Origin of the sequence: Paenibacillus kyungheensis, from assembly GCF_028606985.1 — a bacterium.
In the GTDB taxonomy this organism is placed as follows: Bacteria; Bacillota; Bacilli; order Paenibacillales; family Paenibacillaceae; genus Saccharibacillus; species Saccharibacillus kyungheensis.
Genome location: NZ_CP117416.1, coordinates 3,839,363 through 3,862,215 on the forward strand (window position 1 = coordinate 3,839,363; position 22,853 = coordinate 3,862,215).

General features: G+C 39.2%; 22 protein-coding genes. 5 read left to right on the forward strand and 17 right to left on the reverse strand.

Annotated features, from left to right (window positions below):
• Window positions 1-14 precede the first annotated feature (14 nt).
• The 6 genes from PQ456_RS16400 to PQ456_RS16425 form a co-directional block, all read right to left on the reverse strand.
• On the reverse strand, window positions 15-1,784 hold the full coding sequence (locus PQ456_RS16400) for a helix-turn-helix domain-containing protein (protein ID WP_273613255.1): 1,770 nt from the start codon (window positions 1,782-1,784) through the stop codon (window positions 15-17).
• 58 nt (window positions 1,785-1,842) lie between these two features.
• On the reverse strand, window positions 1,843-3,111 hold the full coding sequence (locus PQ456_RS16405; RefSeq protein ID WP_273613256.1) for an amidohydrolase: 1,269 nt from the start codon (window positions 3,109-3,111) through the stop codon (window positions 1,843-1,845).
• Window positions 3,112-3,115: 4 nt separating this feature from the next.
• Window positions 3,116-3,835 carry a DUF1028 domain-containing protein gene (locus PQ456_RS16410; protein WP_273613257.1) on the reverse strand — a complete coding sequence of 240 codons (720 nt, stop codon included), beginning with the start codon at window positions 3,833-3,835 and terminating at the stop codon, window positions 3,116-3,118.
• 29 nt (window positions 3,836-3,864) lie between these two features.
• A complete protein-coding gene (locus PQ456_RS16415; RefSeq protein ID WP_273613258.1) occupies window positions 3,865-4,695 on the reverse strand; it encodes an ABC transporter permease in 831 nt (276 codons plus the stop codon).
• 12 nt (window positions 4,696-4,707) lie between these two features.
• Window positions 4,708-5,649 (reverse strand): ABC transporter permease, encoded by a 942-nt coding sequence (locus tag PQ456_RS16420; RefSeq protein ID WP_273613259.1) that lies wholly within the window; start codon window positions 5,647-5,649, stop codon window positions 4,708-4,710.
• A gap of 135 nt (window positions 5,650-5,784) precedes the next feature.
• Window positions 5,785-7,341, reverse strand: coding sequence for an ABC transporter substrate-binding protein (locus PQ456_RS16425; protein WP_273613260.1), 1,557 nt, complete (start codon window positions 7,339-7,341; stop codon window positions 5,785-5,787).
• Window positions 7,342-7,734: 393 nt separating this feature from the next.
• Between PQ456_RS16425 and PQ456_RS16430 the strand changes: the two genes are divergently transcribed.
• Window positions 7,735-8,058, forward strand: coding sequence for a DUF3817 domain-containing protein (locus tag PQ456_RS16430; protein ID WP_273613261.1), 324 nt, complete (start codon window positions 7,735-7,737; stop codon window positions 8,056-8,058).
• Between the two features lie 167 nt (window positions 8,059-8,225).
• Window positions 8,226-9,533, forward strand: a complete 1,308-nt coding sequence (locus PQ456_RS16435) for an MFS transporter (protein WP_273613262.1) — start codon at window positions 8,226-8,228, stop codon at window positions 9,531-9,533.
• Here PQ456_RS16435 and PQ456_RS16440 read toward each other — a convergent pair.
• Complete coding sequence (locus tag PQ456_RS16440) at window positions 9,501-9,734, reverse strand: hypothetical protein (protein ID WP_273613264.1); 234 nt, start codon at window positions 9,732-9,734, stop codon at window positions 9,501-9,503. The genes PQ456_RS16435 and PQ456_RS16440 overlap by 33 nt on opposite strands.
• 331 nt (window positions 9,735-10,065) lie before the next feature.
• Here PQ456_RS16440 and dctA point away from each other — a divergent pair, with 331 nt between their 5' ends.
• Window positions 10,066-11,433, forward strand: coding sequence for a C4-dicarboxylate transporter DctA (gene dctA / locus PQ456_RS16445; protein ID WP_273613266.1), 1,368 nt, complete (start codon window positions 10,066-10,068; stop codon window positions 11,431-11,433).
• Window positions 11,434-11,568: 135 nt separating this feature from the next.
• Here dctA and PQ456_RS16450 read toward each other — a convergent pair whose 3' ends face one another.
• The 5 genes from PQ456_RS16450 to PQ456_RS16470 all read right to left on the reverse strand — a co-directional run bounded on the left by PQ456_RS16450 (window position 11,569) and on the right by PQ456_RS16470 (window position 16,292).
• Complete coding sequence (locus tag PQ456_RS16450; RefSeq protein WP_273613267.1) at window positions 11,569-12,597, reverse strand: Gfo/Idh/MocA family protein; 1,029 nt, start codon at window positions 12,595-12,597, stop codon at window positions 11,569-11,571.
• A gap of 336 nt (window positions 12,598-12,933) precedes the next feature.
• Complete coding sequence (locus PQ456_RS16455; RefSeq protein WP_273613268.1) at window positions 12,934-13,674, reverse strand: MORN repeat-containing protein; 741 nt, start codon at window positions 13,672-13,674, stop codon at window positions 12,934-12,936.
• 138 nt (window positions 13,675-13,812) lie between these two features.
• The gene (locus PQ456_RS16460) at window positions 13,813-14,565 is read right to left on the reverse strand and encodes an amino acid ABC transporter ATP-binding protein (RefSeq protein ID WP_273616340.1); all 753 of its coding nucleotides are present in this window, start codon (window positions 14,563-14,565) and stop codon (window positions 13,813-13,815) included.
• 49 nt (window positions 14,566-14,614) lie between these two features.
• Complete coding sequence (locus PQ456_RS16465) at window positions 14,615-15,283, reverse strand: amino acid ABC transporter permease (RefSeq protein WP_204823070.1); 669 nt, start codon at window positions 15,281-15,283, stop codon at window positions 14,615-14,617.
• Window positions 15,284-15,440: 157 nt separating this feature from the next.
• The gene (locus PQ456_RS16470; protein ID WP_273613269.1) at window positions 15,441-16,292 is read right to left on the reverse strand and encodes an amino acid ABC transporter substrate-binding protein; all 852 of its coding nucleotides are present in this window, start codon (window positions 16,290-16,292) and stop codon (window positions 15,441-15,443) included.
• A 285-nt stretch (window positions 16,293-16,577) separates the two neighbouring features.
• Between PQ456_RS16470 and PQ456_RS16475 the strand changes: the two genes are divergently transcribed.
• Window positions 16,578-17,279 carry an MgtC/SapB family protein gene (locus PQ456_RS16475; protein WP_273613270.1) on the forward strand — a complete coding sequence of 234 codons (702 nt, stop codon included), beginning with the start codon at window positions 16,578-16,580 and terminating at the stop codon, window positions 17,277-17,279.
• 129 nt (window positions 17,280-17,408) lie between these two features.
• On the opposite strand, the gene PQ456_RS16480 is transcribed toward PQ456_RS16475, so the two are convergent.
• The gene (locus tag PQ456_RS16480; protein ID WP_273613271.1) at window positions 17,409-18,026 is read right to left on the reverse strand and encodes a hypothetical protein; all 618 of its coding nucleotides are present in this window, start codon (window positions 18,024-18,026) and stop codon (window positions 17,409-17,411) included.
• Window positions 18,027-18,428: 402 nt separating this feature from the next.
• Here PQ456_RS16480 and PQ456_RS16485 point away from each other — a divergent pair, with 402 nt between their 5' ends.
• Entirely contained in the window at window positions 18,429-18,662 is a 234-nt protein-coding gene (locus PQ456_RS16485; RefSeq protein WP_273613272.1) for a hypothetical protein, read from the forward strand.
• Window positions 18,663-18,664: 2 nt separating this feature from the next.
• Here the strand turns inward: PQ456_RS16485 and PQ456_RS22980 are convergent, their stop codons facing one another.
• The 4 genes from PQ456_RS22980 to deoB all read right to left on the reverse strand — a co-directional run bounded on the left by PQ456_RS22980 (window position 18,665) and on the right by deoB (window position 22,790).
• Window positions 18,665-18,847: a Spo0E family sporulation regulatory protein-aspartic acid phosphatase gene (locus tag PQ456_RS22980; RefSeq protein WP_420540620.1), complete on the reverse strand. Its 183-nt coding sequence runs from the start codon at window positions 18,845-18,847 to the stop codon at window positions 18,665-18,667.
• A gap of 311 nt (window positions 18,848-19,158) precedes the next feature.
• A complete protein-coding gene (locus tag PQ456_RS16490; protein WP_273613273.1) occupies window positions 19,159-20,460 on the reverse strand; it encodes a pyrimidine-nucleoside phosphorylase in 1,302 nt (433 codons plus the stop codon).
• Between the two features lie 24 nt (window positions 20,461-20,484).
• The gene (gene deoD, locus PQ456_RS16495) at window positions 20,485-21,198 is read right to left on the reverse strand and encodes a purine-nucleoside phosphorylase (protein WP_069329260.1); all 714 of its coding nucleotides are present in this window, start codon (window positions 21,196-21,198) and stop codon (window positions 20,485-20,487) included.
• Between the two features lie 410 nt (window positions 21,199-21,608).
• Window positions 21,609-22,790, reverse strand: coding sequence for a phosphopentomutase (gene deoB / locus PQ456_RS16500; protein ID WP_273613274.1), 1,182 nt, complete (start codon window positions 22,788-22,790; stop codon window positions 21,609-21,611).
• Window positions 22,791-22,853: the final 63 nt, after the last annotated feature.

Below are 22,853 nucleotides of genomic sequence, written 5' to 3' on the forward strand. Positions count from 1 at the left end.
TTTCTGTATTGCGGTCATTCTTCATACAAATATAAGTAAATCTGACATGCCATTCGTACGTTAAACCACTCATCTCCATGATCAAAAGAATAACCTAATAATTCTTGAATCCGTCCAAGACGATAATACAGCGTATTATGATGAATATTTAACGATTGAGTAGTATTTTTAAGATTACGATCATATTTTACAAATGAGACTAGCGTGATCATTAGATTGGCTTTTTTTTGCTGATCATATTGAATAATTGGTTCTAATACATCATTCAAATACTCTTCTAACTCTTCACGCGATTGTTGCATAAAAAAGCGAATCACACCTAGATCGCCAAAATAAATCAATCGCTGTTGATTGCCTTCTTTGAGCAATAACTGCATACATTGTTCTGCATCTTTGTAAGACCGACTCACTTTATCTAACCCTTGATACATTCTACCGATACCTGATGACAATTGACGATCTCGGCGAAGCTCTCGTAACAATAATTGAAATTGGGATTGACGTTCTTCTTTATTTAGATGTCCTGCAATATTAACAATAATAATCGTATGATGATGCCGTTCAACCAATAGATAATGGATATGTAGCTGGCTCATAATAGATTCAAACGAATGTCGCGCAGTCACTGACAGAGGTTGCATTAACATTACTGCATAATGATCTTCCTGTTCAAATCCAAGTACACGAGCTTGTTCTTGTAAAGACATATTCATTTCGCCCGATAGAATACTTTCGAAAAAAACATCTTTGGCACGCATCTGAGATTGTTGAACGGCTTCTTTTTTCACCCAATCTAGCGCAAGCACAGTAGCGCTGTATTCAAAAATCATTTTATTGGTACTCATAACTTCCTGATTTCCTGTCCATGCACACAAATAACCGAGCAACCGATCAGTGCCGACAATCGGAGTAACAATAATAGATTGAGAATTATCTTCTTCCAGTACAATCCGTTGCCACTTTTTGCTACGTTGTACCCACTGCATCGCAGGATGTTGCAGAAATTGATCGGGTAAATGAGGGGTCACTTCAGCAGGTAAATAATCAATCGGTGTGAGTAATAGATCAAATACAGCGATAGGCATTTTGACATTACGATATAAAGCAGACAAAATTTCAGGCGTTCCATATCCTTTGGCCGCCAAGTTATTAATCTGATTATGAAAATCCATTGTGATTTGCAAACGTTCATGTTCTTGACGTAAAGCATCATGAGTCAAAAATAATTCATGATTCTGCTCTTGCACCTGTCGAAATAAACGATGATGCTCAATTGCTATCGTTGCCAGATCACAATAGATTTGTAACGTTTGAAGATCATGTTCGGTCAAAGCTTGTGAATCAGTAAAATTATCAAGCGTTATTACTCCTATACAACGATTATCAGATAATAAAGGTACTGAAATACAACAACAAGGAGTTTCTCCTTGAGTAGATGATTCTACATAATATTTGTAATTAAAAGCACTCATATTACTCATAGCGCTTTGTAGTTCAGAAAGATTGTTGATTCGAATAGGCATACGTTCTGCAAAGACTTTGCCTGATATCCCTTCTCCTGAAGACAATCGAGTCATCGTCATCACTGCCGGAAGATAACCGACTGTAGCTTGAATAATCAACTTATTAATTAACGGATCATGCAAAAATAAAAATCCTGCTCCTGCGGCTGGAATACTATCTATAGCTGTCTGCAAAATCAGTTGAAGCATCTGTTCTTCATGAACAGGAGACATAATCGTCTTCATGAAGCGCATCAGAGAATGAATCGGTGGATGCTCCATCGTTTACGCCTCCTTTAAGTTCATTTTGTGCTATAGATTACAAGTAATTGTTGTGTATCTATAAGGGTGATCCAGACTGTTCAAATGTAATCTGTCCACCTGCAATTGTGAATGCCACTTCGCCGGAATCGGTTAATGGATGCGTATTCCAGATCACAACATCTGCATCTTTGCCTACTTGTAATGAACCTGTAGAATCTGCTAGATGCAAATGACGAGCAGCTTGAATCGTCAACGCTTCCCATGCCGCATCTAGTGGTAATCCTGCTTGAGTAGCCATTTTGGCTGACGTTGGCAAATATTGAATAGGTAATACAGGATGATCAGTTGTGATCGATATTGGCACTCCAGCTTGGTACAAAGCAGGATACGTTTCCCACGAAAGGTTACGCAATTCTACTTTACTACGTGCAGATAACGTAGGCCCTATACTGCAATAGCGACCAGATGTTGCTAATTCTTTGGCGATTTTGATCCCATCCGTTGTATGTTCAATCGTAAGATCTAATTCAAATTCATCTCCTAATCGCAGTGCTGTAGCGATATCATCGGCACGATGTGCATGAAAGCGAACAGGGATTTTCTTTTCTAATGCAAGCGCTAAAGCTTCCATGCGTAAATTACGTGGCAATGTTGGTATCGATTGTTCTGTCTCTATCGATTGCCGCTCTGCTAAGTAATGTTGAGCCTGTACTAATTGTTCACGAATAATACCAGCTATCCCCATACGAGTCAATGGGGCTCGTCCACTCGCTACGCCATGATATTTTTTAGGGTTTTCGCCTAATGCCATTTTAAGACCGGACGGATGTAGTACTAACATCTGCTCTACGGTTGAGCCTGGAAGTACTTTGAGACAACACATTAAACCTCCAATCACATTAGCACTACCCGGTAACACTTGAACGGTAGTCACCCCTGTTCTAGCGGCATCGACAAACCCATCATCATAAGGATTGATTCCATCTAAGGCGCGCAGATGAGGAGTCACCGCTTCAGATGTCTCATTATAATCTGCACCTTCCCACCCGATACCTTGTTCATCTATACCGATATGAGTATGAGGATCGATCAACCCGGGCGAGACTAAGCGATGGTGTGCATCAATAATTCGAGTATTGGATACATTGCTCACTTGTTGTTTGTACCATTCCCATTCAGTTGTATCGCCTAAGCCTGCAATTTTATCATCTACGATATGAATCCAACCTTCATTTATCGTTGTTCCCTCCATCGTTAACAGAGTTGCATTGGTAATCAGGATAGAGGATGTGTTCAAAAGAGATGGTGTAGTAAAAGAAGGATCATGTTCTGGAAAATAACTCATCGACTCAACCTTTCTTTTCGAGTGGAATGCCTTTCATAACGGTGTCCACCCAGTCGTAGTATTGTTCAATTAGTACTGACCGATTGCTGTAATAAATTCTTTCTAATTCAAGAATAGGCTCAGGATGATCATCTACACGAAAATCGACATAAGGAAAACCAGGCGTAGCCGCTACTTTGAGCACAGATGCTTGTTTGCCGCGACGATCTCCACCAGCATCTGAACCTGCTTTGAGAGCAGCAAGTAGACGCTCTGCTAGTTCAATATCTGTATTTTGTTCAAAAGCTTGCTTCATAGCAGGTAAAACATCTTCATTTGCAAGCAGATTGCCGGATAGACAAAATTGATCACCGATCAAGTGTCCTTTGACATCATCATTCTCACTACCTGTAAAAGCAGCACAATGACCAAACCGATCCATCACAGCAACCTGTCTCAAATCCCGACCTGGATCTTCCATGAGTAGATCATCTAATACTTTATTAGCGGTAAGCCCCTGTCGTAACAATTCAATACCACGAGGCCCAAGTGCTGGATTCATCCACCCTTGCGTAGCTACCACACCATATTCAGGATCAACACAAGGAGAAAATGCGCCGACACCGGGAAATTTAGAAGCCGCCGCCGCGCCAAACCGCTTCGTTTGGGGACAACGGGCAATAATAGCAAAGGTATTACATTTAAAATCAGCTAAAGGTCGATCTGTCGGATAAAAGATAGGCATCACACACCACTCCTTTCTTCTAAGATGATTTAATGTTTATTGGATTTGGGATCAAGAACATCTCGTAGACCATCTCCCAAAATATTAAAGCTTAATACAGCTATCGTAATCGCCAGACCCGGGAATACAGCTATCCACCAAGCAGATTCCATCCAGTCTTTGCCTTCATTCAGCATCGTTCCCCATGATGGGGTATCTGGCTCTGCACCCAGTCCTAGAAAGCTAAGTGCTGCTTCTGCTAGAATAGCGAATGCAAAAGATAAAGTAATCTGTACAATAAGTGGAGCCATAATATTAGGCAATACATGCTTGAGCATGATTCGAATATGTCCTACACCGATTGAACGAGCGGCTTCGATATAAAGAGAGCTTTTAATCGACAATACAGCGCTACGAGCAATACGTGCAAATATCGGTGTATAGACAATACCGATAGCAATCATCAGGTTTGTTATACTTGCACCTAGAATCGCCATAATGGATAAAGCTAACAAAATATCAGGAATCGAAAATAGAACATCAGTGATACGTGAAATGATAGCATCGACCCATTTGCCAAAATAACCTGCAAGAATTCCCATCGTTGCTCCGATAAGCAAAGCAACCCCTACTGCAATAACACCTACTCGCAATGATATCCTTGCTCCATAAATAATGCGAGAAAGAATATCTCGTCCTAACTGATCTGTACCTAGCCAGTGATGAATACTAGGCTTGCCTAACATTTCGCTTCCCAGTGCATACGGATCGAATGGAGCTATCCAGCCTGCACCACATGCGATCAGTACAAAAAAACTAATACATAGGAGGCCCATCATGGCGAGTTTGTTTTTGCTAAAACGATACCAAATCTCTTTCATTCAGAGCTCCTCCTAATAACGAATTTTGGGATTTAAGATCGAATACAGAATATCAACAATCAGATTAATGACTACAAAACAAAAACCTACAAATAATATCGTTCCTTGCATCAATGCGTAATCTCGATTCGTAATCGCTTGCAGTGCTAACCGTCCAATTCCGGGTAACGAAAAGATTTGCTCAATAACGACAGAGCCACCGATCAAATAACCAATCTGGATACCGAGTACTGTGATGATCGGAATCATCGCATTTTTGAGTGCATGTCTTATTAATATTCGCAAAGGTGACATTCCTTTGGCACGAGCCATTTTCATATAATCTTCACTTAATACTTCAAGCATAGTTGAACGTGTCATCCGCATAACTACAGCAGATACCGCTGCACCAAGCGCAATACCTGGCATCCACATATGATGTAAGTTTTCGAGTGGATTTTCCCAAAATGAGATATACCCGCTGGAAGGAGCCCAACCTAACTTCAATGCAAATAATAAAATAAAGATCGTTCCTAACCAAAATCCCGGAATCGAAATTCCTAATAGCCCTACAACAGTTGCCATATAATCCGGGAGTCGATTATGACGATAAGCTGCCCATATGCCCAGTGGAATTCCTATAAGACTGGCAATCAATACACTGATCAATGTTAATTCCAGGGTGACGGGTAACCGTTCAATAATCGATTGCATTACCGAATCTCCGCTAAATGAAGAACGTCCTAGATCACCACGCAGTACATTGCCAATCCAGATCAAATATTGTACATAAAGAGGCTTATCAAGCCCATAATAAGCTTTCAATTGTACTGCTTGTTCTTCACTATAACGTGTTCCCAATAGAGCAGTAACCGTATCTCCGGGCACTAACCGAATCATCAAAAAAGTAACGATAGAAATTCCGAATAACACAGGGATAGAAACCAGAATCCGCCGGACAATATACTTCAACATCTTATCCCTCCTTTAACCAAACAGGAACTGACAGGCTTGTCCTTATCAGTTCCTTTGTTCATCTCTAATATTTACAGTTCACACGATATACGCACATCTTTTGTATAGATAGATCATTGTGTTCTATATTGCGTTTTACTGGACTTTGGTTTGTTTTAAGAAAATAGAAGTTACTGTTGGTTCTACAATAAAGCCTGTAACATTATTACGATAAGCGGCTGCACGTTCATTCATATACAGGAATACCATCGGAGCTTCATCGGCTACTGTAGTCTCGATTTGTTTGTAAATGTCTTTACGTGCTGCTTCATCCGCAGTCGTACGACCTTTTTCGAGTAAAGCATCCACTTCTGGATTAGAGTAACCTTGTTGGTTATACGCTTCACCTGTATGGAATAGGTTATACGTATATTCATCTGGATCAACAAATCCTTGCCAGCCGACTACTGCCATCTGGAAATCCCCTTTACCTAAAGCATCAAAAAAGACGCTAGATTCTTGAGATTCCACTTTGACTGTAATCCCCACTTCAGCTAATTGTTGCTTAATCACTTGCGCGGCTTGTACCTGATAATCATATTCAGAACCAACTTTAAGTGTAAGCGAAATAGCTGGACTTCCTGCGGCTTGTAATAATTGTTTGGCTTTTTCTACATTACGCTGAGCATACGGATGAATATCAGGGTATGCCCAGTGATTTGGAGGAATATTTCCACCATCAAGCACAGTCGCTTTACCTAACTTCACCAGTTGATTGATCTGATTGCGATCTACCGCATTGGCAATCGCTTGCCGAACACGAACATCACGTAATGCAGGGTCTTTAACATTCAGACCAATATATTCCCAGAAAGTACCCGGTTCTGACTTCAAAGTTATTCCTTCTACATTTTCTAATACTTTATTTTCTTTTTCTGTCGTCTCCAAAATCAGATCAATCTCATTATTACGAAGAGCGGTTGTACGAGCAGTTGCATCTGCAATAGGCTTGAAATCCACCTCATCCAGATACGGCAACCCTTTTTCATAATAATCAGGATTTTTTTTCAATGTTAACTGTTGATCTTTTTCCCATTTGACCAATTCGAAAGGCCCTGTTCCTGCATCTACATTATCCAGACTATTGTTGTTTGCTTTTACAATATCGCTATCTACAATGCCATTCATCGGGTTCGCTAGGTAAGTAAGAAAAGGGGCCATCGGCTGTTTTAAATGAAATACAACTGTATATGGATCTGTTGCATCTATACTTTTGACAGCGGTAAATTGATTCGCTCGTACTCCTTTATCAATAATTCGTTCTATGGAATATTTCACATCGGCTGAAGTCATTTCTTTACCAGAACCATGAAACTTCACTCCTTGATGTAGATTAAATGTGTAGGTAAGTAGATCATCCGAAATCGTATACGATTCAGCAAGTCCCGGTTCAATTTCACCGTATTTGCCATTGTATTGCATTAATGTACTATACATATTTTCGATATAATGCATTGAACCTGCATCTGTAGCGGTATGAGGATCAAGCGTTTTGCCATCAGATTGTACTGCTACTCTAATCACATTTGATGCTGTAGATTGACCAGTTGTTGTTGAAGAGGTTGTGGTTTGTGTTGTATTTGGAGCTGAACTAGAACAAGCTGTCAACATAATTAACATTGCAATCAAAATTCCGCCTGTTATCTTTCTCAATATACTCACCTCATCTATAAATTGTTATATTTGATGTTTTTCATGTTAACAATGTTTACTTTTTAAACATACGTTAAATCTACCAAAATCGAAGAGCACTAATTGGTATAATTCCCAAACAAACTATTGACCATTGTCCAAATAATTCGATTCAACTACCAAAACCTATGTATTTTTATCCAATATCATCTGTTGAATAAGTGCTACAATTAAAGAAACAACAATTTTTGTCTATAATCAGTTGTCAGCTAAGTTATCATAAAGATAAACTACGTATATAGTTTCTTATAAATAGGCACTTTCGATATTTTGTAACTTTTAATTGTACTTTTAGCAGAGTATTTACGTTATATTTGAATTATTAAAATTGTAATAAAGGAGATTGTACTTATTATGATCAAAAATGCTCTAAGTATGTTACGTGTGATTGGTAACGTGGAAGCGGTATCTTATCTTGCGCTAGTACTGATTGCGATGCCTCTTAAATATTTTGCGGATATGCCTCTTGCAGTAACTTATGTAGGAATGATTCACGGGGTATTATTTGTAGCTTATGTAGCAGCGATTGGATTGACTTTGATTTTGCGTAAAATATCATTCAAACAAGCTGTATTGGGATTAATCGCTTCTGTTCTTCCGTTTGGACCATTTGTATTTGATCGTTACTTGCATCGCCAACATCAACGTGATGCGGTAGAACAGACTCAAATTTCTTAATTGTTGACAGATCATCAGGAGCGAATATACATAAAAAGAGATAGATTAGCTTTATTGTGACAAAGACAATTCTTTTGAGAGAATTGTCTTTTTTGTATAGTATTGTATATAGAAGAGCAATGAACTTAAATACAAAGATAACGATTTGCACAAAGGAGACATGTATAATGCAACTGGAGCAAGAACATCAAGACTCTGCATTAAGACGCTTTCTTTCACCTGTACGTCAATCTAAAGCATTTACATATCTCTGGTTAGGTCAATTAATAGCCATGTTAGGTAGTTCGGTTACTATGATTATTTTGCCGATTCTGGTCTACAGCTTAACCGGTTCTTCTACTATTATGGGACTTGCGATGACCATCTATATGTTGCCGATCGTCATTATTTTACCGATATCCGGTTGGATTGTAGATCATACTGATCGTGTACGCTTGATTTTAATGACCAATAGCGTCCGGTTTGTTTTGATGCTTAGTGGAGCAATATTGATTTTTACAGATCATCTGTCTTTACCTGTATTGTATGTAGGACTTGCACTATATGGATTGATGGAAGGAATTTTCCAACCTGCTTATTCTGCGTTGCGTGCTGAAATATTTACACCTGATATTCGAAATGCGGCGAATGCTCTCACTCAAGTCAGTATTCAATTTGTACGTTTACTAGGCCCGACTTTGGGAGGAATCCTTGTTACAGTAGCTTCTCCGGGAAGCGGATTTGCACTCGATTCCCTTACATATTTGTTCTCATTACTTTGTTTTACATTACTTAGTAAGCACTTTATATCCGCACGTCAGCAACAACAGGCAAATCAACAGACTGTCGCCAATGCAGACCCTACTAATTCTCTATCTGTAGCAACCAAAACATCAGTCTGGCAAGAGTTTACTGCCGGGTTTGTGATTTTGAAAAAACAACCATGGTTGTGGATTACAATTGTTATTTTCTCATTACTGAATATCTGTTATGTCGGTATTACGAGCGTTCTGATTCCATGGCTTTTCAAAATTCATCATCAGTTAGATCCTGTTGTCTATGGACTGGCTATGACATCTGCTGGAGTGGGCGCTATTATCGGGGCAGTCTTATTTGGTAGTCGAAAGCACTGGCGCAAACGCGGTTGGATTGGTTATGGTGGAGCATTGGTAAGCGGAATCGCTCTATTTTTATTATCTGTGATTACATGGCCACCGGGTATGGTGATGATTATGGCTCTGGAAGGATTCGGTTTGATGATGTTTGCTCTAGTCTGGGAGACCAGTCTGCAAGAGTTAGTCCCTGTAGAAAGCTTTGGTCGGGTAGCTAGTCTGGATATGTTTGGTTCGTTCGCTTTTTTACCAATTGGATTTCTATTGATTGGTTGGTTAGCAGATCAGATTGGAGGCATAATAACGATTAGTTTATTTTCGGGGATTGGGATGTTACTGGTGATTATCGGGTTATGCGTACCTGCGATCAGACGATTCGACTAAAAGGCATAAAAAAGAAGCATCATCGTGTGTGATATGCTTCTTGTGTTTTACTTTTTGTAATCGTTCTTGTTTGGTAGAAGTTATACGAGTATGTTGTGAGATTGCCGCATAATCTTCGTTGGCTTTGCGACTATACTCTGGAATCCAACTGCCACTGCGTTTAGCTTTACGAATAGCTTTTTGAGTCTGTGTACGTGCCATAAAATCATTCACTCTCCTGAATATAAATAATATCGTTCTTTATAAGTATACCATATTTCTCCAAATAGAATAAATAGTTGAATAAGCGAATAATATGTTACTTATTATCACATATTATTCGCTTATTTTTGTTTAAAACTCAAAATTTGTTGTTCTGAATTGTGAAATATACAAAAAAGGACAAAATCTATAGTAACCCCTTTATTCAAATGTTATAAAATGCTACATAAGATAATTGCAGATTGATAACAACAACACCTATCATATGATTACTTTTTTATGCAATGATCATGTATCGTAGCCAAGCATTTGAATATCAAGGAGGTTTATTATGAATTTTTTTAAATCGTTGTTTTTTCAAATTATTGTAGCTGTTGTGATCGGTATTGGTGTAGGAATAGCCTTTCCCAACTTCGGAGAGCAGTTACAACCGCTTGGAACTGGATTTATCAAACTAATCAAAATGTTAATTGCACCGTTAATCTTCTTCGTTGTGGTAGCCGGTATTGCCAAAGCAGGTGATCTCAAAGCAGTCGGTCGGATCGGTCTCAAAGCAATTCTATGGTTCGAGCTTGCTACAACCGTTGCATTAATGCTCGGTCTGGTAGCCGCTCGTGTGTTGCGTCCAGGAGATGGAATGAATATCAATGCCAGTACACTTGACCCTAATGCAGTAGCAGCCAAAACAGGCGGTGCAGAACTTCCACATACTGTTGATTTTATTCTTAATATTATTCCGACCAGTGCTGTCGATGCTTTTGCTCAAAATGCACTGCTGCAAGTTCTACTACTGGCTTGTCTATTTGGCACAGCACTGGCAGCAAGTGAAAGTAAATTAAAAGATAATGTATTAACTCTAGTCGATCAGATTACGGAACTTATTTTCAAAGTAGTTGGTTATATTATGAAATTAGCACCGCTTGGAGCGTTCGGAGCAATTGCTTATACTGTAGGTGCTTATGGCGCAGCCACTTTAGCTTCTTACGGAATGCTTATTATCGCCTGCTATCTATCGGCAATCTTATTCCTGGTATGTCTGGGACTTGCTGCATGGTGGATAACAGGAATGAATCTATTGCAATTTATCAAATACACTCGTTCAGAAATTATGCTTGCAATCGGTACAGCTTCATCCGAAGTAGTGATGCCGCGCATGATGGAAAAGCTGAACAAAGCAGGTTGCGATAAAGCCGTAGTCGGATTAGTCGTACCGACAGGTTATTCGTTCAATCTTGATGGCGCTTCGATCTACTTATCATTAGCTACCGTGTTCCTTGCTCAAGCTGTAGGGATCGACCTATCGTTAGGACAAGAGATTACGATCTTAGCTGTATTGATGCTTAGTTCAAAAGGAATGGCAGGTGTACCGGGTTCAGCATTTCTAGCGTTATCTGCTACAGCAGCAGCGCTGAATGCTTTCCCTGTAGCGGTTGTAGCGTTATTGCTTGGTGCAGATCGATTTATGGATACGATGCGTGTATTTACCAATCTTATGGGTAATTGTGTAGCTGCTTTTGTGGTGGCTAAATGGGAAGGCATGTTAGATACGAAGAAAATGAAAGCTGTACTTTCAGGAGAATGGACAGAAGAAGAAAGCGAGCAGATCGCTACTACCAAACATACGAAATCACCAGAAACTATCCCTTCTCCACTTGGTCATCCATTGGCTCAATCTTATACTGTATACGATAAAACCTAATGTAGTCTGCTAATCTAGCTACGAATATATCTATGTATCACCGTTCTCTCCCACTACAGCAAAAAGCTGTTACCTTTTAACATAGGGTAACAGCTTTTTGTTGTCATTTAACTATAGTCATTTTGGTACAACTTTTTACTTATTATCTAAAGAAATGGTTTTGTTATCCGCTTGAGATTGGAAAGCAGACAAAATCACTGATAATGATTTTTTGCCTTCTTCACCTGAAATGGATGGTGGTGTATTGGTAACGATAGATTCGATAAATGCGTCTACTACACCACTTACTTCTTGCTTCTCATTTGTGGAGATAGCTCCAACACGATATTTCTCAACAGTACCATCACGAAGCTCTACAATAACTTGATCATCAGGATCAGTACCAATTTTCATAATACCGTTCTCGCACCACAAGTAAGTACCGTTATCTTCTCCACGATAAGCTGTCCAGCTCGCTACCAGTGTACCGATCGCACCGCTCTTCATACGAAGCAAGCAGATTGCATTATCATCCACATCGGTATCTTTTTTATCCAATGTGCCGATAAATGCACTCACATCCACCACTTCATCATCTAGCAACCAGCGAATCATATCTGATTTATGTACGCCTAGATCACCCATCGCACCCATGATTGCTTCATTTTTGCGGAAGAACCAGCTTTCTTTACCATCGATACTCCAGAATTCTGGACCTCCATGACTAAAAGCAGTACGGAATGTGAGAACGCGTCCCAATTTCCCTGTTTGCAATACTTCTTTTGCTTTTACATGTGGTGGCATAAGGCGTTGATTATGACCTACCATCAAGTAAACATTGTTCTTTTTCGCTGCATCAATCATAGCTTGTGCTTCTTCTTCAGAGACAGCCATAGGCTTCTCAACCAATACGTGCGCGCCAGCATTCGCAGCCGCTATCGACATTTCAGCATGGAAAATATTCGGGGTGCACACGCTTACAGCATCGAACCCACCAGCTGCTAATAATTCTTTATAATCACTATATGCTTTGGCATCGAAACGTTTCGCATAACCTTCAGCACGTTCTATAATTGGATCAGCAAACGCTACCAATTCTACATTCGGATGTTCTGCATACTCTGGAATATGGCGACGTTCCGCGATACTTCCACAACCTATAACTGCTACTCTGACTTTAGTCATCGTTACATTCCTCCTGAAATATGAAGTTAAGTGTTCCACAGCTATCTTATAGTAATCCGCTCAAATTATCTACCTCTTGCGCTAAAGATTCTACATTTTCAGAGCTAAAAAACAGCTTTTTCTAGAAAATAGTTATCGTTTATCTACCATATATAGAACTAATTTTATTTTACGCTCTAAATACAGGTCGAATATCCAGAGTATTTCGACAAAAAAATCTAGATATTTATTTTTAAATTTAATAATTACAACGTGCAAAAACACCAAAAAATGTAGTTCAACCCTGTCAGATAATCAACAGATTGAACTACATTTTATAATGAGCTATCTTTCTATTTATTTGGAAGTGATTGGTACTTTTGTTGATAATGTTTGGAATGTTTTGAGATACGTAGCCACTTGAGGTTGGATCTTTTTAAAGTATTTCAGATTCGCTTGATTCTCTAGCTTTTTGGCAGCATCACTTTCCGGGAAAATAGAGTATTCTTTATCTATTTTGCCTTTGCGATACTGAATTTGAATCAACTTACCGGTTGCCCAGTATTCTGCTATATTCTGGTTATCTCCATAAATCTGTAACCATGTATCTTTATCTTTGTAATTGAAGCTAAAAGCAGGATCTGCTAACGCTTGAGTTACCGTATAGCCCGTTTGAAAAACATCATTTACAAATTGACCTTGTTGGATCAAATTCGCTTCCGTTTGACCGGCTTTACTTTTAATAATTTGTCTCACTTCGCCCAGACCGTTCCGTTGGTCTTTGCTCCATTCCCCTTTATAAGTAACGACAAATGTCCGTCCTTTTAACGTATATTTGTTTACATATTTTCCGGTACCTTGCCGAATTCCATCGACCCATTGTCCGGCATAAGATTTGGAATCACCCCAGCGAATCGTGCCTGTTCCATTAGGCTTGCCATTTTCCACCTGTCCGTAATAAGAAGCACGACCAGAAAGTTGCAGAGATTCTTTATCCGTAGCCGCATGTATCGTTGCCGGCACAAACAGACCTATCGAAGTAGCAATCATTATCGTAGTTAAAGCTATCTTTGTATATGTATGTACTAATGCTCTCATTGCTTCATCCCCTTTAGTGTCTCTAACGATAGAAAAAAAGAAAATCATACATATTCGTCTGTACGATTTTCTTCTCTCTAAAGCAAGTTACCTTTATGCTATTTTATACCCTGAACAGGTCATTTATAATCTAATGGATTAGATATCTTCGCCAGTCAGACGATTAAGGAACTGCTTGGCACGCTCGCTTTGTGGATTGTTTAGTACATCTTTGGGATGTCCTTGTTCTATAATATATCCGCCGTCCATTAGAAGCACATGGTCAGCAACATCTGCGGCAAATTTCATTTCATGTGTTACAATAACCATCGTTCTACCTTCAATTGCTAATTGTTTGATAACTTTCAGCACTTCACTAACCAATTCAGGATCAAGGGCAGAAGTAGGCTCGTCAAAAAGAAGTACATCAGGCTCTACAGCCATTGCACGTGCAATTCCTACACGTTGTTGCTGTCCACCGGATAATTGATGTGGATATGAATTGCCACGATCGCCTAAGCCAACTTTGGCAAGTAATTCTTGACTGGATTGGCGAGCTTCTTCTTTGCTTTTTTTCTGTACTGTAATTTGTGCTTCCATTACATTCTCGATCACCGTTTTGTGAGGAAACAGATTATAGGATTGAAAAACCATGCCTGTCCGTTTACGAAGTTCAGTCACTTCTTTGCTAGACACTTTACGACCTTTTTGAAAATTCAAGGAGCGATCACTTAATTTGATGGTTCCTTGATCTGGAGTCTCCAGTAGATTCATACAACGTAGCAAAGTGGTTTTGCCTGAACCAGAAGGCCCGATTATTACCAGTACTTTTCCTTTATCCAAGCTTACATCGATTCCTTTAAGTACTTCCAATGCACCGAATGACTTGTGCAAATTACGAATCTCGATCATCATCGGCTAATCTCTCCTTTACTTCTTCAATGACTACTCTGTATGATAGTTAGTCCGCTGACGAGCGACCTAATCTTTTTTCTAATTTATTTTGGAAAAACGATAAAATTGAAGTGAATACAAGATATATCACTGCTGCTTCAGAATATACTAATAAATATTCGTACGTAGTTGCTACGATTTCTTCAGACTTACGAAATAATTCTACATAAGTAACAGTTCCTGCTAGAGACGTATCTTTCACCAAGCTAATAAATGAATTTGATAATGGTGGTAAGGATACACGTGCTGCTTGAGGAAGAATAATTCGGCGTAATGCTTGTCCACGCGTCATCCCTAGAGAATAAGCCGCTTCCCATTGACCTTTATGAATCGATTGAATAGCCGCACGTACAATCTCAGAACCATACGCCCCTACACTTAAAGAGAAACCTATCAATGCTGCTGGAAAAGGATCTAACTCAATCCCAATCGTAGGTAGTCCGTAAAAGATAATCGCTAACTGCACAATTAAAGGTGTTCCACGTATAATCCAAATATAGAAACGTGCAATAAAGTCTAAAATTTTCACACCCGATAATCGAGCTAATGCTGTTAGTACAGCCAAAATCAAACCAATAATAAATGAAAAAATAGCTAATGGAATCGTGAATCGTATCCCTGCTTCAAGCATAGGCCAAAAAGAATTCACAAGTATCTCTATTTGACGATCGTCCATATTCTAACATCCTTTATTTTCAACAATTTGGATTGGTACATCATGTATATACTAAGTAGATATCTTAGAAAGGCTTACAACGAACAAATATCTTGACGAGTATTTATTCGTCAAGATATCGTTATCGTCGCATATATACAAAATCAAACTAAACGTATTATTTAGATACATCTTCTCCGAAATATTTCTCAGAGATTTTCAAATAAGTTCCGTCATCTACCATATCTTTTAACGCTTTATTTACAGCTTGAACCAAATCTTCTCCGCCTTTGTTGAAAATAGCTCCACTTTGAGAAGCATTTGCTTCTTCAGCTACAACTTTGATCGGTGCATCTGGTTGTTGTTTTTTCAAATCAAGATAAGACAAGTTGTCGTTAATCGTAGCTTGAGCGCGATTGGACGTTAACAAACCTATAGCTTGTGTAAATCCATCTACAGAAACGATTTCTGCTCCATTGTCTTTTGCGATTTGTGCAAGGTTACTTGTTAAAGATTGAGCCGATTTTTTACCTTTTAAATCAGCAAATGATTTAATATCTGTATTATCATCACGTACAATCAATACTGCTTTGGAAGCGATGTATGGATCAGAGAATAAAAATGTTTTTTGACGTTCTTCAGTAATACCTACTTCATTAAATACAGTATCAAAACGTTTGGATTCCAAACCACCAAGCAAGCTATCCCAAGCTGCTTCTGTAAATACAGGTTCTACGCCAAGACGTTTACTTACTTCTGTTGCGATATCTACATCAAAACCAGTTAATTTACCATTAGCATCATGGAACGTAAATGGTGCATATGTTCCTTCTGTACCAATACGCAATTTACCGCTTGCTTTGACAGACTCTAATGTTGCCGCTTTACCAGAAGAAGCTGTGTTGTCTGTTGTAGCCGCTCCAGTTGTATCTGTATTGCCTGTCGTTGCTGTATTAGAACTGTTACCACATGCTGCAAGAACAAGCATGGTCAGTATCATAACCAGTGTAAAAGAACCCCATTTTTTCATTTAAAAAGACCCCTCTCAGATGTTGGTGAGCACGCTTATGGTTGGTGATTCACTACTTATTAATAACGTACTGCAAATTGTATAGTACACTGTCTTTCATCGCACGTCAACTCTTTTTCCGATAAAAATACTTGGTTTTATTAAAAGCGATCTAATTCTGTCATATTTCTTACCCTTTATACGTTGATTTGAACAGTATTTCTCTCTTTTAAAGCAATATATGTATTCAAAATTAGGGTATATACTTTTTAGAATAATGATCTCAGCAAGGAGGATTTTATCCAGATGATATGGATCACGTTAGAACATATTTTAAGAGTATTAATCGCTGGATTAGGCGGAGCTATTATAGGATATGAACGAAGTAGCCGGCAAAAAGAAGCAGGGATTCGTACTCATTTTATTGTCGCGGTTGGCTCTTCATTAATGATGATTATTTCCAAATACGGTTTTACAGATATGGGGAACTGGAATAATGTATCACTTGACCCCTCCCGGGTAGCTTCACAGATCGTTAGCGGAGTCGGATTTTTGGGAGCAGGCACTATTTTTATGAATAAGCAAAAAGTCAAAGGATTAACGACAGCGGCGGGCATATGGGCAACAGCTGGAGTAGGAATGGCAATAGGAGCAGGTATGTATACAGTAGGGATCGGCGTTACACTTTTAATAGTAGCTGTACAATTCGCTATGCATCGCCATCGTAAGCCCTTTGCAGCGACTCGTATGCCTCATCGACTAACTGTGCGGATAATTAATCATGAGGGGGCGATATCATCGATTCTAGACGTTCTAGATCAGCATCAGATACGTGTGGTTAGTCTACATTCTGAAGTAGAACCCTCTGTACATCATCATGATGTCTCAGATACTTCGTATTTGCTGTTACAATCTTCGGTTCAACTGGATTCTACTATCCAGAGTAAAGATATTGTTCCAATCCTTCAATCGATTCCCGATGTACAAATGGTCAAAATAGATGAATAACTTTCAACTCACTTTTAAGAATTACCCATCAAAAAGCATCTTGCTATGATCCAAGAACGAACATGTGACGCGTTCAGTTCTATTAGCAAGATGCTTTTATTGTATGATTGCATCGAAATATTAAGATCATCAAAAGTTTTGCTTTAACTGATCAAATTGATGACGTATCCGATCTCGTACATCTTCTGCCCCGTTTTTAAAATAAGCCTGACGCTGGTTATTCATTCGTTGTCTGGCTTCACGTTGCAATTCACGCTCTACTTCATATGCCTGATCAATCTCTGCTTCGACATCAATCACATCATGACGACATATGAATTGAGAACCTAATTGACTTAATACATAGTTGAATACGCTTACATTATTTTCTTGCACAATACTGATCAAAGCCATTTGTCCTTCATCTAGTGAAAATAGTGTAGATTGAATCAGTCCCATTTCTTGTTCTGCAACTTCGTGAGTAAATGGCATACTGATGATCGAATCGATACTACGTTCTAATAAAACACCCAAAGGGCCTGCAAAAATACCAATCATTGAACCTAACAAACCACCTGTTGTCCATTCGCCTGCAAGTGCTCCTTGTGTACCGAATCCATCCCAAAATACGACTTTGCCTTTCTCACGTGCTACAATAGCAGCTTCCAGTACCGCATATCCTTCCGTAATTCGACTATGTCGAAGTGTAGATAATGCTCGATATGCTTTACACTCATCTGTAAAAATAACGGTCACTACATTTTCCATAGGACACCCACTTTCTTTTGCTTATCAAGTTGTAAACGTTCTCAGGTAGGGTTAGATAGCTAGATTTAGAAGTAGAAATAGAGATCATCAAACGGCTGTTTCTTTTATCTTATGCTATTTTACAATTAAATCAACTTATTTTATTGTAAAATAGTAGAAATAACGCGAAATTGAAATATATTTCATTTTTAGTATATTATTTAATCTAAAGGAGGGTATATGATGTTACAGGGTATAGGTATATACGGGCTTGTTTTGTCTATTATTGTATTGGTTGCTTTTGTGATCGCAGTACGTTGGTTGGTAGCGAAGTTATTTCGAAAAAGCTCTTAGATTAGTAGACTGACTTGGGATAAGATACACAGCTTACATATTCGATAGATACGAATGGAGTGAATACTAATGACTCAACCTCATCATTCATCTGCTGAATCAAGATCGACGATAGAAATGAACACAGATTCTTCTTTTAATAGTGTTACCGAATACAATCATACAATTCTAGGGGTTCCCCGTACCGGGAATATCGAAAATATTTCGGATATGCCTGCTCCGATACGCTGGTTTGGCTATATAGCTTTTGGCGCTATTGCCGTAGGCGGAGTGGCTATTCTGGCTATTGGACTATTGATGTAGAGTTAGAACATATTCATATGTGTTCTTTGATAGAGGATAGCGTATTGATTATATTCATTTAGAGTTACGTCTAATTGTTGAGATTTATCCAAAACACGATCATCTGAAAATCCGTACATTTCAGCTAATTGATGCATCTCTTGACGTTGTTGTTCTATTTTCTGTAGGCATTGGTATAAGTTCAATGTGCCACTCTACTCCCTCTCATTTTTTCTTGGATACAGACAGATCTTTATCATCTTTATTATTCTGCTACTTTTTCTAATATGATATATCTATAAAGAGCATATAAAAATCGATTATTCTTTTTTCTATATACTTTATATCGAGCAGTTTTGACTGTTGTGTGAATAGTTCCGAAGTCTGCTTTATTCGACATTATAATCACATGTACTACGTTATTAGCTATACGCAAATAGAAAAAACCCGACTTTACTGAACGATCTGTTCATTAGTCGGGTTTTTATCGTTTTACATTATATAAGGGATATATCTATTATTCCGTAACTGTTCCGTACACCAATGTTGGAGCGTCTGCATGATCTGCGATACGAATACTTTCGTATAGTTTTTTCAATACATCGTCTACATTTTCACGATTAGCGTGGATGGTTACTAGAGAGTCGCCCACTTTAACAGCGTCGCCTACTTTTTTGTTTAACATTAGACCTACAGCAAGATCGATCTCGGATTCTTTCGTTGCGCGTCCAGCACCTAACAACATTGCTGCTGTACCGATCTCATCCGCTACCAGTTCAGCGACAAATCCGTCTTCTTTCGCAGGAACTTCGATCAAGAATTTAGCTTGGGGCAAACGTTCTGGTTGATCGACAACCGATGCATCTCCACCCTGACTTGCAAGGAATAATTTGAATTTCTCTAACGCTTTACCGTTAGCAATAACTTCTTTCAATTTTTCTCTTGCTTCGTCAAGTGAACTTGCTTTACCTGCAAGATATACCATTTGACTTCCAAGTGCCATGCACAATTCTTCTAGATCCGCAGGACCTTCACCTTTTAGTGTATCGATGGCTTCTTTCACTTCAAGAGAGTTACCGATAGCTAGACCTAGTGGTTGGCTCATATCTGAAATAACTGCCATTGTTTTGCGTCCTACGTTGTTACCGATACTTACCATAGCATGAGCTAATTCTTTAGCATCTTCTGCTGTTTTCATAAATGCACCAGCGCCTGTTTTAACATCCAATACGATAGCGTCTGATCCAGCAGCGATTTTTTTACTCATGATTGAACTTGCGATCAACGGAATCGAGTTAACCGTTGCTGTTACATCACGCAAACCGTATAACTTTTTGTCCGCAGGTGTTAAGTTACCACTTTGTCCGATAACTGCGATTTTGTTTTCGTTGACTAATTTGATAAATTCTTCGTTCGTGATTTCTACGTGGAAACCTTCTACTGCTTCCAATTTATCGACTGTACCGCCAGTGTGACCTAGACCACGACCGGACATTTTAGCTACTGGAATATCCAATGCAGCTACAAGAGGAGCCAATACCAATGTTGTTGTATCGCCTACGCCGCCTGTAGAGTGCTTGTCGACTTTGATTCCTTCGATAGCCGATAGATCGATCGTATCACCGGAGTTCACCATTGCCATTGTCAGGTCTGCACGTTCGCGTTCTGTCATGTCTTTGAAAAAGACAGCCATTGCAAATGCGCTCATTTGGTAATCTGGAATTTCGTCGTGTGTATAACCATTAATAATAAAGTTAATTTCTTCTGTTGTTAGTTCTTTACCATCACGTTTTTTTTCAATAAGGTCTACCATTCTCATAATTATTCTAGCTCCTTGTACGTTTTATTTTTGAAAAGAGATTGCTGCATCTAGTGCAACTTCCATCATTTCGTTAAATGTAGATTGTCTTTCTTCAGATGTAGTTTCTTCGCCTGTTAGCAAGTGATCACTTACTGTCAAAATCGTCAAAGCATTCACACCAAACTTCGCTGCTAATGTGTACAATGCGCTTGTTTCCATTTCAACGCCTAGTACGCCATATTGCATTAATAGTCCTGTTACTGTTTTGTCGTCGCGGTAGAATGAATCTGAACTGAACACGTTACCTACATGCAAGTTCAATCCTTTTTCTACACCACGATCATACGCAGCTTTTAGTAAAGGGAAACTAGCTACAGGTGAGAAATCGTATCCGCCGAAAATATGACGGTTCATGCTGGAATCGGTACAACATGCTTGTGCCAAAATGACGTCACGAACACGTACATTTTCTTGCATTCCGCCACATGTACCCACACGGATCAAGTTTTTGACGCCGTATTCGCTGATCAGTTCATTGACATAGATGCTGATCGATGGCAAGCCCATACCTGTACCTTGTACAGAGATACGGTTACCTTTGTATGTTCCTGTAAATCCAAGCATACCGCGCACTTGATTGTAGCAGACTACATCTTCAAGATACGTGTCTGCGATGTATTTAGCACGAAGTGGATCACCTGGTAAAAGAATTGTTTCAGCGATTTCGCCAGCTTTGGCTTCAATATGAACGCTCATTTTATAAAAACCTCCAAAGTGTGTGTTTAATAGTGGTTGCTTGTGTTGATCCGCTACGGCTAATGGATTGGGTTCCGCTCTCTGGTAAGCATAGATATCTTGAAAGACTGCTGATGCAGTCGATATCTATACTTACGAGGAGAGACTACACTCCAATCCATTAGCCTTCGCTCTGTGCGGATGCAACAATATGATAAAACAAAAAGATTGGTGGTCAGCGCTGGGATTCGCTTGACCGGGTAGGGCAAGGATTAAATGATAAACATTGATATTGATTTTAGACATGGGTTTAGGATTGGGCTACGGGTTATTGGGGTATGGTTTGATACTTCTTTGTGATACCTCAATAGATGTAAGCTTCGTCTTTGGGATTTCTATCGTTTCTTAACAAATTTGATGCATGTTTTATATTACTTAAGATCAGACAGGAAGCTTGTTCCGTACTCAGGGCTTGTTACACCGAAGTTTTCGGCTACTGTAGCAGCGATGTCTGAGAATGTTGTACGTAATGACAATTCTTTACCACCATTAGCAAAACGTTTGGAGTATACAAGTAATGGTACATATTCACGAGTATGATCTGTTCCTGTGTAGGTTGGATCGTTACCGTGGTCAGCTGTAATGATCAATAGATCATCTTCTTCCATACCTGCAAATACTTCTGGTAAGCGAGCATCGTATTCTTCCAACGCGTCAGCGTATCCTTTAGGATCGCGGCGGTGTCCGAATAGCGCATCAAAGTCAACCAGATTCAAGAAGCTTAGTCCATGGAAAGGCTTCGCTAGCACATTCACCAGTTGATCCATACCGTCCATATTAGACTTGGTACGAATCGATTCTGTTACGCCTTCACCATCGTAGATATCAGCGATTTTACCGATAGCAATTACATCTAGACCTGCATCTTGCAAAGCGTTCATTGTCGTCGGTTTGAACGGTTTGAGTGCATAGTCATGACGATTGGATGTACGTTGGAAGTTACCTACTTCGCCGATAAATGGACGAGCGATAATACGTCCCAACATGTACGGATCTTCAAGTGTAATCTCACGACAGAATTCACAGATTTCATACAATTCTTTCAAAGGAACAACATCTTCGTGTGCTGCAATTTGCAATACGGAATCTGCAGAAGTATAGATAATTAGTGCGCCTGTTTTCACATGTTCTTCGCCTAGTTCATCCATAATTTCTGTTCCACTTGCAGGTTTGTTACCAATCACTTTACGTCCTGTTTTTTCTTCGATGCGTCCAATCAATTCATCCGGGAATCCGTCCGGGAATACACGGAAAGGTGTATCAATATATAATCCCATGATCTCCCAGTGTCCTGTCATTGTATCTTTACCGCGGGATGCTTCTTGCATTTTAGTGTAATAAGCAAGCGGTTGATCAGCTACAGGTACGCCTTGAATCTCGCTGATGTTTGATAATCCTAGACTTGCCATATGTGGCATATTCAGACCGCCATTTTCGCGTGCAATATGTCCGAATGTATCGACATCAACATCTCCAAATTCAGCCGCATCCGGTGCTTCTCCGATTCCTACTGAATCCATAACTACTAGATGAATACGTTTAAATTCGCTCATTTGTATTACCCCTTTCAATGTTGTCCATATTCTATTGTGCTCGTTGCTCGTATACATTCCCAT

Excerpts from the sequence above, each read along its gene's own strand:
- PQ456_RS16465 (WP_204823070.1), bottom strand. The coding sequence starts at position 15,283 with ATGGACGATCGTCAAATAGAGATACTTGTGAATTCTTTTTGGCCTATG.
- deoD (WP_069329260.1), bottom strand. The coding sequence starts at position 21,198 with ATGAGCGTTCATATTGAAGCCAAAGCTGGCGAAATCGCTGAAACAATT.
- PQ456_RS16480 (WP_273613271.1), bottom strand. The coding sequence starts at position 18,026 with ATGGAAAATGTAGTGACCGTTATTTTTACAGATGAGTGTAAAGCATAT.
- PQ456_RS16430 (WP_273613261.1), top strand. The coding sequence starts at position 7,735 with ATGATCAAAAATGCTCTAAGTATGTTACGTGTGATTGGTAACGTGGAA.
- PQ456_RS16460 (WP_273616340.1), bottom strand. The coding sequence starts at position 14,565 with ATGATCGAGATTCGTAATTTGCACAAGTCATTCGGTGCATTGGAAGTA.
- PQ456_RS16440 (WP_273613264.1), bottom strand. The coding sequence starts at position 9,734 with ATGGCACGTACACAGACTCAAAAAGCTATTCGTAAAGCTAAACGCAGT.
- PQ456_RS16410 (WP_273613257.1), bottom strand. The coding sequence starts at position 3,835 with ATGCCTATCTTTTATCCGACAGATCGACCTTTAGCTGATTTTAAATGT.
- PQ456_RS16490 (WP_273613273.1), bottom strand. The coding sequence starts at position 20,460 with ATGAGAATGGTAGACCTTATTGAAAAAAAACGTGATGGTAAAGAACTA.
- PQ456_RS16455 (WP_273613268.1), bottom strand. The coding sequence starts at position 13,674 with ATGAGAGCATTAGTACATACATATACAAAGATAGCTTTAACTACGATA.
- PQ456_RS16405 (WP_273613256.1), bottom strand. The coding sequence starts at position 3,111 with ATGAGTTATTTTCCAGAACATGATCCTTCTTTTACTACACCATCTCTT.
- PQ456_RS16415 (WP_273613258.1), bottom strand. The coding sequence starts at position 4,695 with ATGAAAGAGATTTGGTATCGTTTTAGCAAAAACAAACTCGCCATGATG.
- PQ456_RS16475 (WP_273613270.1), top strand. The coding sequence starts at position 16,578 with ATGATATGGATCACGTTAGAACATATTTTAAGAGTATTAATCGCTGGA.
- PQ456_RS16420 (WP_273613259.1), bottom strand. The coding sequence starts at position 5,649 with ATGTTGAAGTATATTGTCCGGCGGATTCTGGTTTCTATCCCTGTGTTA.
- dctA (WP_273613266.1), top strand. The coding sequence starts at position 10,066 with ATGAATTTTTTTAAATCGTTGTTTTTTCAAATTATTGTAGCTGTTGTG.
- PQ456_RS16485 (WP_273613272.1), top strand. The coding sequence starts at position 18,429 with ATGACTCAACCTCATCATTCATCTGCTGAATCAAGATCGACGATAGAA.
- PQ456_RS16470 (WP_273613269.1), bottom strand. The coding sequence starts at position 16,292 with ATGAAAAAATGGGGTTCTTTTACACTGGTTATGATACTGACCATGCTT.
- PQ456_RS16450 (WP_273613267.1), bottom strand. The coding sequence starts at position 12,597 with ATGACTAAAGTCAGAGTAGCAGTTATAGGTTGTGGAAGTATCGCGGAA.
- PQ456_RS16435 (WP_273613262.1), top strand. The coding sequence starts at position 8,226 with ATGCAACTGGAGCAAGAACATCAAGACTCTGCATTAAGACGCTTTCTT.
- deoB (WP_273613274.1), bottom strand. The coding sequence starts at position 22,790 with ATGAGCGAATTTAAACGTATTCATCTAGTAGTTATGGATTCAGTAGGA.
- PQ456_RS16400 (WP_273613255.1), bottom strand. The coding sequence starts at position 1,784 with ATGGAGCATCCACCGATTCATTCTCTGATGCGCTTCATGAAGACGATT.